At 70.4% G+C, this 14889-nt stretch carries 16 protein-coding genes; 6 read left to right on the top strand and 10 right to left on the bottom strand.

Going from position 1 to position 14889, the window contains the following annotated elements; genetic code table 11:
• Positions 1–10: 10 nt before the first annotated feature.
• Positions 11–952 (bottom strand): hypothetical protein, encoded by a 942-nt coding sequence (locus QFZ75_RS10975; RefSeq protein WP_307536020.1) that lies wholly within the window; start codon positions 950–952, stop codon positions 11–13.
• An 80-nt stretch (positions 953–1032) separates the two neighbouring features.
• Here QFZ75_RS10975 and QFZ75_RS10970 point away from each other — a divergent pair, with 80 nt between their 5' ends.
• The 4 genes from QFZ75_RS10970 (at position 1033) to recX (ending at position 4770) form a co-directional block, all read left to right on the top strand.
• Positions 1033–1227, top strand: coding sequence for a DUF3046 domain-containing protein (locus tag QFZ75_RS10970; protein ID WP_307536018.1), 195 nt, complete (start codon positions 1033–1035; stop codon positions 1225–1227).
• Between the two features lie 61 nt (positions 1228–1288).
• The gene (locus tag QFZ75_RS10965) at positions 1289–2551 is read left to right on the top strand and encodes an AI-2E family transporter (RefSeq protein WP_307536016.1); all 1263 of its coding nucleotides are present in this window, start codon (positions 1289–1291) and stop codon (positions 2549–2551) included.
• A 272-nt stretch (positions 2552–2823) separates the two neighbouring features.
• A complete protein-coding gene (gene recA, locus QFZ75_RS10960) occupies positions 2824–3948 on the top strand; it encodes a recombinase RecA (RefSeq protein ID WP_307536015.1) in 1125 nt (374 codons plus the stop codon).
• 3 nt (positions 3949–3951) lie between these two features.
• Complete coding sequence (gene recX, locus QFZ75_RS10955) at positions 3952–4770, top strand: recombination regulator RecX (protein WP_307536014.1); 819 nt, start codon at positions 3952–3954, stop codon at positions 4768–4770.
• A 196-nt stretch (positions 4771–4966) separates the two neighbouring features.
• Here the strand turns inward: recX and QFZ75_RS10950 are convergent, their stop codons facing one another.
• The 8 genes from QFZ75_RS10950 to QFZ75_RS10920 all read right to left on the bottom strand — a co-directional run bounded on the left by QFZ75_RS10950 (position 4967) and on the right by QFZ75_RS10920 (position 11336).
• Positions 4967–5416 carry a rhodanese-like domain-containing protein gene (locus QFZ75_RS10950; protein ID WP_307536013.1) on the bottom strand — a complete coding sequence of 150 codons (450 nt, stop codon included), beginning with the start codon at positions 5414–5416 and terminating at the stop codon, positions 4967–4969.
• Positions 5413–5976, bottom strand: a complete 564-nt coding sequence (locus QFZ75_RS10945; protein WP_307536012.1) for a cysteine dioxygenase — start codon at positions 5974–5976, stop codon at positions 5413–5415. Before QFZ75_RS10945 ends, QFZ75_RS10950 begins: the two co-directional genes overlap by 4 nt.
• A gap of 80 nt (positions 5977–6056) precedes the next feature.
• Entirely contained in the window at positions 6057–6104 is a 48-nt protein-coding gene (locus QFZ75_RS41110; RefSeq protein WP_309506048.1) for a hypothetical protein, read from the bottom strand.
• 106 nt (positions 6105–6210) lie between these two features.
• Positions 6211–7806 (bottom strand): FAD-dependent monooxygenase, encoded by a 1596-nt coding sequence (locus QFZ75_RS10940; protein WP_307536010.1) that lies wholly within the window; start codon positions 7804–7806, stop codon positions 6211–6213.
• 202 nt (positions 7807–8008) lie between these two features.
• Complete coding sequence (locus tag QFZ75_RS10935; RefSeq protein WP_307536008.1) at positions 8009–8902, bottom strand: amino acid ABC transporter permease; 894 nt, start codon at positions 8900–8902, stop codon at positions 8009–8011.
• A complete protein-coding gene (locus tag QFZ75_RS10930) occupies positions 8899–9564 on the bottom strand; it encodes an amino acid ABC transporter permease (RefSeq protein ID WP_307536006.1) in 666 nt (221 codons plus the stop codon). The genes QFZ75_RS10935 and QFZ75_RS10930 overlap by 4 nt, the downstream gene beginning before the upstream one ends.
• A 73-nt stretch (positions 9565–9637) precedes the next feature.
• On the bottom strand, positions 9638–10501 hold the full coding sequence (locus QFZ75_RS10925; RefSeq protein WP_373465840.1) for a transporter substrate-binding domain-containing protein: 864 nt from the start codon (positions 10499–10501) through the stop codon (positions 9638–9640).
• A gap of 58 nt (positions 10502–10559) precedes the next feature.
• On the bottom strand, positions 10560–11336 hold the full coding sequence (locus QFZ75_RS10920; protein WP_307536004.1) for an amino acid ABC transporter ATP-binding protein: 777 nt from the start codon (positions 11334–11336) through the stop codon (positions 10560–10562).
• Positions 11337–11638: 302 nt separating this feature from the next.
• On the opposite strand from QFZ75_RS10920, the gene QFZ75_RS10915 reads away from it, so the two are divergent.
• Both QFZ75_RS10915 and QFZ75_RS10910 read left to right on the top strand, forming a co-directional pair.
• Positions 11639–12325: a response regulator transcription factor gene (locus QFZ75_RS10915; RefSeq protein ID WP_307536002.1), complete on the top strand. Its 687-nt coding sequence runs from the start codon at positions 11639–11641 to the stop codon at positions 12323–12325.
• A gap of 9 nt (positions 12326–12334) precedes the next feature.
• A complete protein-coding gene (locus QFZ75_RS10910) occupies positions 12335–13738 on the top strand; it encodes a HAMP domain-containing sensor histidine kinase (protein WP_307535998.1) in 1404 nt (467 codons plus the stop codon).
• A 102-nt stretch (positions 13739–13840) separates the two neighbouring features.
• On the opposite strand, the gene QFZ75_RS10905 is transcribed toward QFZ75_RS10910, so the two are convergent.
• Positions 13841–14836, bottom strand: a complete 996-nt coding sequence (locus tag QFZ75_RS10905; RefSeq protein WP_307535996.1) for a TAXI family TRAP transporter solute-binding subunit — start codon at positions 14834–14836, stop codon at positions 13841–13843.
• Between the last annotated feature and the right edge of the window lie 53 nt (positions 14837–14889).

The raw sequence follows: 14889 nt of genomic DNA, 5'->3' as shown, positions 1-14889 counted from the left end.
AAGAAACGCCCTAGGCGAGCAGTCCGTACGCCTGCAAGGTGCGCAGCGCCTCGATCGTGACGGCGGGGCGTGCCTCCAGCGCGCTGCCCGGGGCCCATCGGCGCCGGCGGAGGGGCCAGCCGCCGTCCTCCTGCTGTTCCTCCCTGAGGTGGCACAGGGAGCGGGTCATCTCCTCGTCGGTGAACCACGCGCGCGCGAGGGAGCCGGGCGTCCTCGCGTAGTCGTGCGGCAGGTGGCGCTCCCCGGGCGCGTAACCGGGCGCCACGGGGAACGCGTCGGGGTCCCGTGGCTCCAGCACGGCGAGCCGCTGCTCGCGCACCAGCCGGCCGAGCCGGTCGGCGGCCGCCTCCGCGCGCGGGCGGTCGGGCGCGGAGTCCAGGAAGGCCACGGCGGCCTCGACCTCGTACGGATGTGTCTTCTCCAGGGAGTCCACCGCCTGCCAGCAGAAGTCGGTGGCCCGGAACAGCCAGGCGTGCCACACCTCGTTGCGGTGCAGCAGTCCCACCACGGGACCGGTGGCGAGCAGTTCGCCGGGCGGGTCGTCCAGGATCGGCACGAAGGGCGCCGACGGATAGCCGCGCCGGCCGGGACGGACCACGGGGAGCGCGCCGTCCCGCGTCGACACGGAGGTCAGGTAACGGCACACGCGTTCCACCCGCTGTCCGCCGCAGCGCCCGATCGAGTCCAGGACGCGCAGCGCGTGCCCGACGTGCAGGGGCTGGCTGACCGGGCCGCGCAGGTCGGGTTCCAGCGCGTGGCCGTACCCGTCGTCCTCGTTGCGGTACGCGGCCAGCGCGGTCTCGACCGCGTCCGCGCCGCTGCCCAGGAAGTGGTACTCGAAACGGCGCTGCTCCAGCACACGCGCGGTGAGCCAGACGAACTGCTCGGCGCGGGAGAGGGGGGTGTGCGCCGGGGGCGTCGGGGGGAGTGGGGATGCTCCTGTTTCGGCCATGGGTCAGACCGTAGGGCGGAAAGCGTTCTCGGCAGGCGGTCCCGGCACGGGCCCACCCCCAGGGGCGGGATACTGGAGGCATGCGGTTGACGGTCTTCTGGCAGCGGATGGCGGATCACTTCGGTACGGAGTACGCCGACACCTTCGCGCGCGACCACGTGATGTCGGAGCTCGGCGGACGGACGGTGCGGCAGGCGCTGGACGCGGGCTGGGAGGCGAAGGACGTGTGGCGCGCGGTCTGTACGGCGGTGAACGTTCCCCACGAATCGCGCTGACCGACCAGGAAGATCCGGGGGAGCGGGGCCGATTGTCGTCCACGTGGGCGAGACTTGGCCCGTGGCATCGACAGACGAGACGACGCAGGTCGGACAGCACGCCTCCCCGTTCGGCACGACACCTCCCACGCCCCCGGTCGGGGGCGCGGCCGAGGGGGGCAGCAAGATGCCGCGCTGGCTGCCGCGGGCCATGGTGCTCGCGCTCACCCTCATCGCCTGTTTCCAGCTCGGCAGTTGGGCCTTCCACCAGCTGACCGGGCTGCTGATCAACATCCTGATCGCGTTCTTCATGGCCCTCGCCATCGAGCCCGCGGTGAGCTGGATGTCCTCGTTCGGCATGCGCAGAGGGCTGGCCACCGGCCTCGTGTTCCTCATCGTGATGATCGTGAGTGCGGGCTTCATCACACTGCTCGGCTCGATGCTCGCCGGGCAGATCATCGACATCGTCGAGGACTTCCCGAAGTACGTCGACTCGGTGATCAGCTGGGCCAACACCACCTTCCACACGGAACTGAGCCGCGTCGACATCCAGGACAGCCTGCTGCGCTCCGACTGGCTCCGGAAGTACGTGCAGAACAGCGCGACCGGCGTCCTGGACGTGTCCGCGCAGGTCCTGGGCGGCCTCTTCCAGCTCCTGACGATCACCCTGTTCGCGTTCTACTTCGCCGCCGACGGCCCGCGGCTGCGGCGCGCGCTGTGCTCGGTGCTGCCGCCGGCCCGGCAGGCGGAGGTCCTGCGCGCCTGGGAGATCGCCGTCAACAAGACCGGTGGTTACCTCTACTCACGCGGCCTGATGGCCCTCATCTCCGGCCTGGCCCACTACGTCCTGCTGGAGTCCCTCGGCGTGGACTACGCGCCCGTGCTCGCCGTCTACGTGGGCCTGGTCTCGCAGTTCATCCCCACCATCGGCACGTACCTCGCGGGCGCCCTGCCGATGCTGATCGCCTTCACGGTCAACCCCTGGTACGCGCTGTGGGTACTGGTCTTCGTCGTGGTCTACCAGCAGTTCGAGAACTACGTGCTGCAGCCCAAGCTGACCGCGAAGACCGTGGACATCCACCCGGCGGTCGCCTTCGGGTCGGTCATCGCGGGCACCGCCCTGCTCGGAGCCGTCGGCGCGCTGATCGCCATCCCGGCGGTCGCCACTCTGCAGGCCTTCCTGGGGGCGTACGTGAAGCGGTACGACGTCACGGACGACCCGAGGGTGCACGGACGCCGTGCGCGGGGCTCGGGCACCCTCCTCAAGCGTGTACGGCACCTGCTGCGTGCGGACTCCCGGGAGCCGCGGCCGGTCGAGGACGACAGCCCCCGCGCCTCTTCCTGACGCCGTTCGGCGCGGCCCGCGCGACCCCGGAACAGCCGGGCGGCGCGGGCCGCGACACGCCCCCGCCCCGGTGCGTGATGTGCTTGACACCAAAATCGAACATCCGTTCTTATGGGGGCTCCGGCGAGACCTGGGGCGGGATGCGGGCGGGGAATTCGTGCCGAAGTGCCCGAGTTATCCACAGGCTGGACGGGCGTCGGGGCGCATTGTCAGTGGCAGGCGTTAGCGTCTTTGACGTGAAGCGATCGACTCAAGCAAATCGGGTGGAACCCATGGCAGGAACCGACCGCGAGAAGGCGCTCGACGCCGCGCTCGCACAAATTGAACGGCAATTCGGCAAGGGCGCGGTGATGCGTCTGGGTGAGCGGCCGAACGAGCCCATCGAGGTGATCCCCACCGGATCGACCGCCCTGGACGTCGCCCTCGGCGTCGGCGGTCTGCCGCGCGGCCGGGTGGTGGAGGTGTACGGTCCGGAGTCCTCCGGCAAGACGACCCTGACCCTGCACGCGGTGGCGAACGCGCAGAAGGCCGGCGGCCAGGTGGCCTTCGTCGATGCCGAGCACGCCCTCGACCCCGAGTACGCCAAGAAGCTCGGCGTCGACATCGAGAACCTCATCCTGTCCCAGCCGGACAACGGTGAGCAGGCGCTGGAAATCGTCGACATGCTGATCCGCTCCGGCGCTCTCGACCTCATCGTCATCGACTCCGTCGCGGCCCTGGTGCCGCGCGCGGAGATCGAGGGCGAGATGGGCGACTCGCACGTGGGTCTGCAGGCCCGTCTGATGAGCCAGGCACTGCGGAAGATCACCAGCGCGCTCAACCAGTCGAAGACCACCGCGATCTTCATCAACCAGCTCCGCGAGAAGATCGGCGTGATGTTCGGCTCGCCGGAGACCACGACCGGTGGCCGGGCGCTGAAGTTCTACGCCTCGGTGCGCCTGGACATCCGCCGCATCGAGACTCTGAAGGACGGCACCGACGCGGTCGGCAACCGCACCCGCGTCAAGGTCGTCAAGAACAAGGTGGCCCCGCCCTTCAAGCAGGCCGAGTTCGACATCCTCTACGGCCAGGGCATCAGCCGCGAGGGCGGCCTGATCGACATGGGTGTGGAGAACGGCTTCGTGCGCAAGGCCGGCGCCTGGTACACGTACGAGGGCGACCAGCTCGGCCAGGGCAAGGAGAACGCGCGCAACTTCCTCAAGGACAACCCCGACCTCGCCAACGAGATCGAGAAGAAGATCCTGGAGAAGCTGGGCGTCGGTGTGAAGGCGGAGAAGCCCGCCGCCGAGCCGGGTGCGGACGCGGCGGAGCCGGCCGCTGCGGGCGAGACCGCGAAGACGGTTCCCGCTCCCGCGGCCAAGGCCACCAAGCCCAAGGCCGCGGCGGCCAAGAGCTAGTCCGTGACACGACGAACGGACTGGAGCGAGCAGGTCCACCCCGTCGCCCGTGCAGGGCAGGGCCACGGGGAGGACACCGGCCCGGCCCGGGGCGGGGCCGACGCGTACGAAGGTGACGGCTCACCGGGCGGCGGCTCCGCGCGCGGCGCCGGCACCTGGCCGTACGGGGACGACGAGGGCCGGGACCGCGGAGAGCGGGACGGCGGGGGCCGTTCCCGACGGGGGCGCGGCCGGCGGCGCGGCTTCGGGGAGTCGTCCGGCGGCGGCACACAGGACGGAGGCACCCCTGCCTCGTCGGGGGCCGAGAAGGGGGAGTCCCCGAGGGACCCGGCTGAGCAGGCGCGGGCGATCTGCCTGCGCCTGCTCACCGGGACTCCGCGCACGCGGAAGCAGCTCGCGGACGCGTTGCGCAAGCGCGAGATCCCGGACGACGTGGCGGAAGAGGTGCTGTCCCGCTTCGAAGAGGTCGGGCTGATCAACGACGGTGCCTTCGCGGACGCCTGGGTCGAGTCCCGCCACCACGGCCGGGGCCTCGCCCGGCGGGCGCTCGTCCAGGAACTGCGGACCAAGGGCGTGGACTCCACGCTCATCGACGAGGCGGTCGCACAACTCGACTCCGACCAGGAGGAGGCGACCGCACGCGAACTCGTGGCGCGCAAACTGCGTTCCACCCGCGGCCTCGACCGCGACAAGCGCATACGGCGCCTGGCCGGGATGCTCGCCCGCAAGGGCTACTCCCCGGGCACGGCCCTCCGGGTGGTCCGGCAGGCGCTCGAGGAGGAGGGCGAGGACACGGAGCTCCTGGAGGACGAGGGGTACTGAGGGAACGCAGGCCCGGCAGCCGCCGGCGTCCCGCAGCCGCCAGGGCTCCGGGGCACGGCTCGATCCGGCCGACGCTCCCCGGACTCCGTACGTTCTTCAAGGAGCGCATCACCCTCCTCGACCGGTACAAGCGCCCTGCACGGACCTGGGCGGCGGGCGCGGTGACGGGGCCCCTTGCGCGAAGGGGCCTCCGCAGCTAGCTGTGCCCGACAGGGGCCGCACCCGACAGCACGGCCGTGTCCACCGGCAGCCCCGCCGACCGCCAGGCCTGGAAGCCTCCCACCAGATCCGTGGCCCGGTGGAGGCCCAGCCGCCGCAGGGACGCGGCCGCCAGGCTCGACGCGTACCCCTCGTTGCAGACGACCACGACACGCAGGTCGTGGCTCGTGGCCTCGGGGGCGCGGTGGCTGCCCTGCGGGTCGAGCCGCCACTCCAGTTCGTTGCGCTCGACGACCAGCGCGCCGGGGATCAGTCCGTCGCGCTCGCGCAGTGCCGCGTACCGGATGTCGACGAGCAGGGCGTCGCCCGCCCGCACGGCGTCACGGGCGGCTTTTGCCTCCACCCGGTCCAGATCCGCACGTACGCGCTCCAGCAACTCGTCGATCCCCACGGGGCGTTCGGCCGGCGCGGGCCGGACGTCCGTCACTGCCAGTCCTCGGGGCGCTCGACCTGCTCCAGGCGCAGGACCTGGCCGGTGCGGCTGTAGCGACGGATCCGCGGCAGCGGCGGGTAGTACGCGTGTACGGAGACGGCGTGCTCCTCGGTGGACTCGTTGAGCACCTCGTGCACGTGGTGGCGCCCGAAAGCACGGCCCTTGCCCGCCGACAGCCGCCGTTCGCGGTCGATCCCCTCGGTCAGTTCGAGGGTCTGCCAGCCGTCGGTGGGCAGTCGCGCGACGAGCGAGTTCTCCTTGAGCTCACCCGACGCGGTGAGGAACGCGCCCACCGACTCGGCGTGGTCGTGCCAGCCGGTGCCCGTGCCGGGCGGCCAGCCGATGAGCCAGGCCTCGCTGCCCCCGGGACCGTCGAGGCGTACCCACGTCCGGCCCTCGGGGTCGAGCGGGAGGGAGGCGATCAGCTCGGTGTCGGCGGCCGTACGGCGCACGAACTCCAGCAGTTCGGCCTGAGTGGGAGCACCGGCCGCGGTGGGAGCCGGGGAACCGGCGGAGACGGGAGCGGAAGTGGGAACAGAGGGTGACACAGACACGGGTACCGTCCTGAGGGGCGTTCGCGGTGACGCGCGGCGGCCGCAGGGGCTCACGCGCGGGAGGGAAGAAGGATGCGAAGTCAGCAGGACGGGCGACACACGCAGCCCGCATAGCGGACGAGGTCCATATGGACCCTCCGCCACAGGCGCACACAGCTGTCGGTCACGCTCCGGAGTACACCATCGCCGGTGGGCACCGGTCAACTCGATGTCAGTGCTTGGACAGGGCCCGCCTCACGTCCTGCTGGAGGCGGGCTCCGCCGCGGCCAGGGGACCGCCCAGCGTCGCCTCCGCGGCCGCGTACAGATCGGCGGGACGCACTCCGCCCAACGCTGTGACCAGGTGTCCGTCCGGGCGGATGAGCAGCACCGTGTGCGCGGCCGCGCCCGGGTAGCTCTCGGCGACCAGCAGCTCGGCCCGGTGCGGCAGCGCGGTCACGGCGGCGGCGAGCCGCGGCATGATTCCGGCCGTCACCCAGTGCTTGCGCTCCCACACCACGGTTCCCGGCGCGATCAGCAGCACCAGGAGGGCGCCCCTACCCAGCCGGTCCCGCAGTGCCACGGACGAGCCGTCCTCCGCCGTCACCCGTACGTCGGCGACCTGGGCGCCCACCGCCGTGTCGACCTCGACGAAGGATTCGGCGCGTGGAGGCGTGAGCGGCGAATCGGCGTACGCTCCCGGCGCACCCAGTGCGCCGCGCCCCAGGTGGCCGTCCGTGAGCAGGGTGTCGTGGTTGCGGGCCGCACCGGGCACCGCGGACCGCAGGCCTCCGCCGCGCAGCACCGGCAGCGCCTGGTCGGCGGCGCGCAGCCGGGCGGCGACGACCGCGCGCCGCTCCAGCTGGTAGCTGTCGAGCAGGGCCTCGTGCGGACCGTGGTGCCAGGCCAGGGCCAGCTTCCACGCGAGGTTGTCGGCGTCCCGCAGCCCCTCGTCGAGGCCCTGGGTGCCCAGCGCGCCGAGCAGGTGCGCCGCGTCCCCGGCGAGGAAGATCCGGCCGGCCCGCCACCTGCGCGCCAGCCGGTGGTGGACCGTGTGGACCCCGGTGTCCAGCAGCTCGTACGGCGGAGTGGTGCCCCCGCACCAGCCCGCGAGGGTCTCCCGGACGCGCGCCACGAGGAGGTCGGGGGTGACCAGGTCCTTGCCCGGCGGCAGCAGCCAGTCCAGGCGCCACACGTCCTCGGCGAGGGGGCGCGCGGTCACCTCGGTCACCGCGGGGCCCGAGGACCGCCACGGCGGCATACGGTGCAGCACCGCCTCGCCGGGCCACGGCAGTTCCGTACGCAGCGCCGCGACGGCGTGCCGTTCCACGGCGGTGCGGCCGGGGAAACGGATGTCCTGGAGCTTGCGGACCGTCGAGCGCGGACCGTCGCAACCGACCAGGTGGCTGCCGCGCCACCAGGTTCCCCCGGGGCCCCGCGTGTGCGCCGTGACGCCCGCGGGCTCCTGCTCGACGGAGTCGAGACGGCTGTCCACGGCCACCTTGACCAGCCGTTCGGCCGCGATGGCCTCCCGCAGGGCGGCCGTGAGCAGGTGCTGGGGGAGGTGCAGGAGCGCGGGGTCGTCCTCACCGAAGGTGATCTGCCGCATCACCTGCCTGCGCCGCATCGACCGCCATCCGGCCCAGCGGAAACCGGCCTCGGCCACGGGGAAGCCCGTCAGCCGTCCCAGCAGCGCGGCGGTGTCCTCGCGCAGGACGGCCGTGCGCGCGAGCCGCTGCTCGTCCTTGCCGGAGCTCTCGTCCAGGACGACCGAGGGGACCTCCTGACGCGCCAGTGCCAGGGCGAGCGTGAGTCCTACGGGCCCCGCTCCGACGATGATCACCGGGTCCACGGCGCGGTGCCCCCTGCCCGGAGCGGCGTCCAGAGTGTCCTACCGGGACTTGCAGGTGGAGCGGGGTACACGATCACAGAACGTATGCAACCCATTGCCGGTGCTTGCGTCAAGTGACGGAGGCAGTGGCGATCACGCCACTGCCTCCGGTTGCTCACATCTCGTCAGTTCCGCGGCGTGCGCGCCCTGTTCGCGAGGGCGCCTACTTCTGCCCTTCCACGTGCTCACCGGGGGTGCTGAGCTCCTCCACCGCGTCCGCCCCGACGACCGCGCCGGTGGACTTCTTGCCCTGGCGCAGCCGGCGCTCCAGCCAGCCTGCGAAGGTCGTGAGGGAGAAGTTGATCGCGATGTAGATCAGGGCCACGATCGTGAAGCTGGCGATGGTGTTCGCGCCGTAGTAGGAACTCATCGGGCTGACGGACGCCATCAGGTCGGGGAAGGTGAGGACCGCGCCACCGAGCGCCGTGTCCTTCACGATCACCACGAGCTGGCTGACGATCGCCGGCAGCATCGCCGTGACCGCCTGCGGCAGCAGGATGAACCGCATGATCTGGTTCTTGCGCAGGCCGATGGCCGACGCGGCCTCCGCCTGTCCCCTGGGCAGCGACAGGATGCCCGCCCGGACGATCTCGGCGAGGACCGAGGCGTTGTAGAGCACCAGACCGGTGACGACCGCGTACAGCGGACGGTCGTCCGTGCTGACGTCCGTGTACTCCGAGAACAGCGCCAGACCGAAGATCATCAGGACCAGTACCGGGATGGCGCGGAAGAACTCCACCACGACACCGGCCGGGACCCGTACCCAGGTGTGGTCGGACAGCCGGGCGATACCGAGGACCGCGCCGAGCGGAAGCGCGATGACCATGGCGAGCGCCGCGGCCTTGAGCGTGTTCAGCAGCCCCGGCCACAGGTACGTGCTCCAGGCCTCCCCGTGGACGAAGGGCTTCCACAGCGCCCACTCGAGCTGGCCCTTCTCGTCCAGCATGTCGTACATCCACCACAGCACCGCGGCGAGGACGACGACGAAGACCACCGAGACGACGACGTTGCGCCGCTTGGCTTTCGGGCCCTGGGCGTCATAGAGGACCGAGCTCATCGCTTCACCGCCACCTTCTTGCTCACCCAGCCGAGGATCAGACCGGTCGGCAGTGTCAGACACACGAATCCGAATGCGAAGACCGAGGAGATCAGGACGAGCTGCGCCTCGTTCTCGATCATCTCCTTCATCAGCAGCGCGGCCTCGGCGACGCCGATGGCGGCGGCCACCGTGGTGTTCTTCGTCAGCGCGATCAGGACGTTCGCCAGCGGACCGACGACCGAACGGAACGCCTGCGGCAGCACGACCAGCGTCAGTACCTGCGTGAAGTTCAGACCGAGGGCACGTGCCGCCTCGGCCTGGCCCACGGGCACCGTGTTGATGCCGGAACGCAGCGCCTCACACACGAACGCGGAGGTGTACACGATCAGGCCGAGCGTCGCGAGCCGGAAGTTGGTGGTGTCGAACTCGTTCGAGCCGAGAGTGACCCGGAACGTCTGGTTGAGACCCAGGGACGTGAACAGAATGATCACTGTGAGCGGAATGTTCCGCACGATGTTTACGTAGGCGGTACCGAAACCGCGCATCAGAGGTACCGGACCGACCCGCATGGCGGCCAGCATTGTTCCCCAGATCAGGGAGCCGACGGCGGACATGACGGTCAGCTGCACCGTCGTCCAAAAGGCTTCCCACAGGTTGTAACCTTCAAGAAAATCGAACACGATCTCCCGCGCTTCCGCGTGTGGGGAGGGCTCCTCCTGACCGGTGCGCCGCCCCAGGAGGACGGCGCACCGGTCAGGGCGGATCCCGCTTTACTTGACGACGTTGCCGATCTGCGGAGCGGGCTCGTTCTTGTACCCGGCCGGGCCGAAGTTGGCCTCGACGGCCTTGTCCCACGACTTGTCGGAGACCATCTTCTCCAGGGCCGTATTGATCTTGGCCTTGAGGTCGCTGCCCTTCTTGACGCCGATGCCGTAGTTCTCGTTGGTCATCTTGAAGCGGCCGAGCTTGAACTTGCCCTTGAAGTTCGACTGCGCGGCGTAACCGGCGAGGATCGAGTCGTCCGTGGTCAGCGCGTCGATGGCGCCGCTCTGCAGACCGGTCAGGCACGCGGAGTACGCTCGGGTACTGCTGCAGCTGGGCCTTCGGGGCGAGCTTGTCCTTGACGTTCTGCGCCGAGGTCGAGCCGGTCACCGAACACAGCTTCTTGCTGTTGAGGTCCTCCGGCGCCTTGATCGACTTGTCGTCGGCGCGCACCAGCACGTCCTGGTGGGCGAGGAGGTAGGGGCCGGCGAAGTCGACCTTCGCGGCGCGCTCGTCGTTGATCGAGTAGGAGGCGGCGATGAAGTCGACGTCACCACGCTGGAGCATGGTCTCGCGGTCGGCGCTCTTCGCCTCCTTCCACTGGATCTGGTCCTCGCCGTAGCCGAGCTGCTTGGCGACGTACGTCGCGACGTCGACGTCGAAGCCCGCGTAGCCGTCCGGCGTCTTCTGGCCGATGCCGGGCTGGTCGAACTTGATGCCGATGGTGATCTTCTTGTTGCCGCCGCCGCTGGACGAGGAGTCGCTGTCGTCCTTGTCGTCGGAACCGCACGCGGTGGCGGCGAGGGCGAGGGCGAGGACGGTGGCCGAGGCGGCGGTGACCTTGCGGAGCTTCATGGTGAAATCCTTTGAGTGGTGAAGAAGTGCGATGCGGCGGTGCGGGTGCCGTGGGTCGTCAGTGGTGCAGGATCTTCGACAGGAAGTCCTTCGCCCGGTCGCTGCGCGGGTTGCTGAAGAACTGGTCCGGCACAGCCTCTTCGACGATGCGACCGTCCGCCATGAAGACGACCCGGTTGGCCGCCGAACGGGCGAATCCCATCTCGTGGGTGACCACGACCATCGTCATTCCGTCACGCGCGAGCTGCTGCATGACTTCCAGGACCTCGTTGATCATCTCCGGGTCGAGCGCCGACGTCGGCTCGTCGAAGAGCATGACCTTGGGGCCCATCGCCAGTGCCCGGGCGATCGCGACACGCTGCTGCTGCCCGCCGGAGAGCTGCGCCGGGTACTTGTCCGCCTGGGCTGCGACACCCACTCGGTCGAGCAGCCCGCGCGCCTTCTCCTCGGCGTCCTTCTTGTCGGCCTTGCGGACCTTCAGCTGACCCAGCATCACGTTCTCGAGCACGGTCTTGTGCGCGAACAGGTTGAAGGACTGGAAGACCATGCCGACGTCGGCGCGCAGGCGGGCGAGCGCCTTGCCCTCCTCGGGCAGCGGCTTTCCGTCGATCGTGATGGTTCCCGACTCGATGGACTCCAGGCGGTTGATCGCGCGGCACAGGGTGGACTTTCCGGACCCGGAGGGTCCGATGACCACGACAACCTCACCGCGGGCGATGGTCAGATCGATGTCCTGAAGTACGTGCAACGCACCGAAGTGCTTGTTGACGTTCTTCAGTACGACCAGATCGTCGGCCGTGGGTGTGGCGTCCTTGGTCACCGATACTTCGGTCATCGGCCTCTAGCTCCGTCCTCCTCGGTTGCGGAGGACAGTAGTGATGCCGCACGACCAGCGTCATTACATCTGAGGGGAAATTGAGCATAACGATCCGGCGGCAGACGGACACTCTTCGTGAAGGCGCCTTCAGCCGCGTACCGGCTGCGTAACGGAACCGGGCCACGTCCCGTACACGCTTGACGCCGTCCGCGTCCATCCGCCTGACTGCCAGGTGACACGCGCGCGTGGGCGGCACCGGCCGCCCGGAACGCATGTCTAACCGTTCAGAACATACGACTGATGAACCGAAGGGGGCCGTGATGAGACTGCTCCTCGTCGAGGACGACAACCATGTCGCCGCCGCTCTGTCCGCGGTCCTCGCCCGCCACGGCTTCGCCGTCACGCACGCCCGCAGCGGCGCGGAGGCCCTCCAGGCACTCGTCCCGGAGGGCGACGGCTTCGGAGTGGTGCTCCTCGACCTCGGTCTGCCCGACCAGGACGGGTTCGAGGTCTGCGGCAAGATCCGCAAGCGGACCGGCACGCCCGTGATCATGGTCACCGCGCGCGCCGACGTACGCTCCCGGATCCACGGTCTCAACCTCGGCGCCGACGACTACGTGGTGAAGCCCTACGACACCGGGGAACTCCTCGCCCGTATCCACGCGGTCGCCCGGCGCACGGTCCCCGACGACTCGGCGCCCGTCGGCGACGACGCGCTGCGCCTGGGACCCGTACGCATCGAACTGCCCACCCGCCAGGTCAGCGTCGACGGCACGGTCGTCCAGCTGACCCGCAAGGAGTTCGACCTGCTGGCGCTCCTCGCCCAGCGGCCCGGCGTGGTGTTCCGGCGGGAGCAGATCATCAGCGAGGTCTGGCGTACCAGCTGGGAGGGGACCGGCCGCACCCTGGAGGTGCACGTCGCGTCGCTGCGCTCCAAACTGCGCATGCCGGCCCTGATCGAGACCGTGCGCGGCGTCGGATACCGGCTCGTCGCGCCCGCCGCGTAGCGGGTCCGGGTGCGCACACGCCTCCTCCCCCTGCTCATCGTCCTGATGGCGGCGATCCTGCTCGCCCTGGGGGTCCCTCTCGCCACCAGCCTGGCGGCGGCGCAGCAGCAGAAGGTGATCGTCGACCGGATCGACGACACGGCACGCTTCGCGTCCCTGGCCCAGTTCGTGGCCGACTGCCCGGACGGGTCCCGCAGCCCCACCGAACAGCGCGGCGAGACGCTCCGCGAGGAACTGGGCACCTACCACGAGCTGTACGAGATCAACGTCGGCGTCTTCTACCGCGGCGAGTGCGTCATGGCGAACGCGCCGCTGAACTGGTACCTCCCCGAGAAGGGCGAGGTGCGCGACGCCTTCAACGAAGCGCTCCAGAGCCGCCGCAGCCACGACCCCGAGCAGGTCTGGCCGTGGCAGCGGGACCGCCTGGTCGTCGCCTCCCCCGTCATCCGGGACGGTGACGTCGTCGCGGTCGTGGTCACCGACTCGCCCACCGGCCCGATGCGTTCCAGGATCCTGCGGGGCTGGCTCGTCATAGGCGCCGGCGAGATCGCGGCGATGCTCCTGGCGCTGGGCGCCGCGCTGCGCCTGACCGGCTGGGTGCTGCGGCCCGTGCGCATCCTCGACGCCACCACCCACGACATCGCGACCGGCCGGCTGAAATCCCGGGTCGCCGTCGCTGGCGGACCGCCGGAACTCAGGCGCCTGGCCCGGTCGTTCAACGAGATGGCCGACAACGTCGAGGACGTCCTGGAACAGCAGCGCGCCTTCGTCGCCGACGCCTCGCACCAGTTGCGCAACCCGCTGTCCGCCCTGCTGCTGCGCATCGAACTGCTCGCCCTGGAGCTGCCCGAGGGCAACGAGGAGATCGCCTCGGTCCGTACGGAGGGCAAGCGTCTGGCCCAGGTCCTGGACGACCTCCTGGACCTCGCCCTCGCCGAGCACGCCGAGGCGCATCTGCGGCTCACCGACATCGGCGAGCTCACCGCCGAACGCGTGGCGTCCTGGTCGCCGATGGCCGACGACAAGGGCGTACGGCTCGTGGGGACCTGCCCCGCCACGACCGCGTGGGCCGACCCCGTGGCCCTCTCCAGCGCCCTGGACGCGGTCATCGACAACGCGCTGAAGTTCACGCCCGGGGGAGAGTCCGTCGAGGTCACGGTCGCCTCGAACGGCGAGGTCTCGACCATCGTCGTCACCGACCGCGGGCCGGGCCTGAGCGACGAGGAGCTGACCCGCGTCGGCGACCGCTTCTGGCGCAGCGCCGGCCACCAGAACATCAGGGGCTCGGGGCTCGGCCTGTCGATCTCCCGCGCACTGCTCTCCGCGGGCGGCGGCTCCATCGCGTACGCGCACCACGAGCCGCACGGGCTGACGGTGACGGTGGCGGTGCCGCGGACGATGCCCGGGAGCTGAGCGGGCGTACACGGGGCTCGTACGCCCTCCGAGGCCCCGCGGGGACCGGGCGGGCGTACGAGCCCGTGACACGGCGAGCGGCGCCGTCCTCCGGCCGGACCGCTACGGCTTGACCGAGCGGTAGTAGCGCTGTGCGCCCGTGTGCAGGTCCAGCGGGTCGGTGTAGATGGCGGTCCGCAGGTCCACGCGCTGTGCCGCGTGGACCCGTTCGCCGATGTTGTCGCGGCTGTTGATCACCGTGCGGGTCATCCGCTCGGTGAGCGTCGCGTCCGTCCCGGCCCGGGTCACCAGCAGGTTCGCCACCGCCAGGGTCGGAACGGCGACGTCCTGGGCTCTGACGTAGGCGTCCGCCGGTATGAGGGCCGACCGGTAGTGCCCGGGCCTGGCACCCGTGGGGTGCAGCTTCGCGACGAGGTCGGCCTCGATCGGGACGAGTTTGACGTCGAAGCGCTCCGAGAGCTCGGAGACGGTTCTGGTCGGGAGCCCGCCGGACCAGAAGAACGCGTCGATCCTGCCCTTCTCGAGCATCTGCGGCGCATCCCCGATCCCGACGTACTCGGGCCGGATGTCCTTCTTCGGATCGAGGCCGGCCGCCCCCAGCACCTGCTCCGCGATCAGGAGCACCCCGGAACCCGCCTGCCCCACCGCCACCCTCTTGCCCTTCAGGTCCGCGATGGAGTTCACGGTGGACCTGCGGGGGACGATCACGTGCACGTAGTCGTCGTACAGCCGCGCGCAGCCGCGCAGCAGGTCCGCGCCGCGCCCGCCGTCCGCCTTGTACTTCTCGACCGCGTCGGCCGCCGCGATGGTGAAGTCGGCCTGCCCGGTGGCCACCCGCTCCACGTTCTCCTGCGAGCCCTCGCTCTGCTCCAGGTCCACCTCCAGGCGCGGCATGTCCTTCGCGAGCGCGTCCTTCAGCAGCTCTCCGTACAGCTGGTACACCCCGGTCCGCGTCCCCGTGCTGAAGACGACCTTCCCGTCCGGTGATCTCTCGCCCAGGGGCAGCAGCCACCACGACAGCAGCCCGAGGACCACGAGGGCGGCGGCCGAACCCAGCAGGGCCCGGCGGCGGCCGGTACGGGGGAGTGCCTGGAACATGCGCGCGATCCTGCCAGCTCTCCGGTCCGGATGACCAGGGCCGGGTCCACCGG

Origin of the sequence: Streptomyces sp. V3I8, from assembly GCF_030817535.1 — a bacterium.
In the GTDB taxonomy this organism is placed as follows: domain Bacteria; phylum Actinomycetota; class Actinomycetes; order Streptomycetales; family Streptomycetaceae; genus Streptomyces.
The sequence above is the reverse complement of the archived record's forward strand: the minus strand, read 5'-3'. Positions and strand labels throughout refer to the sequence as shown.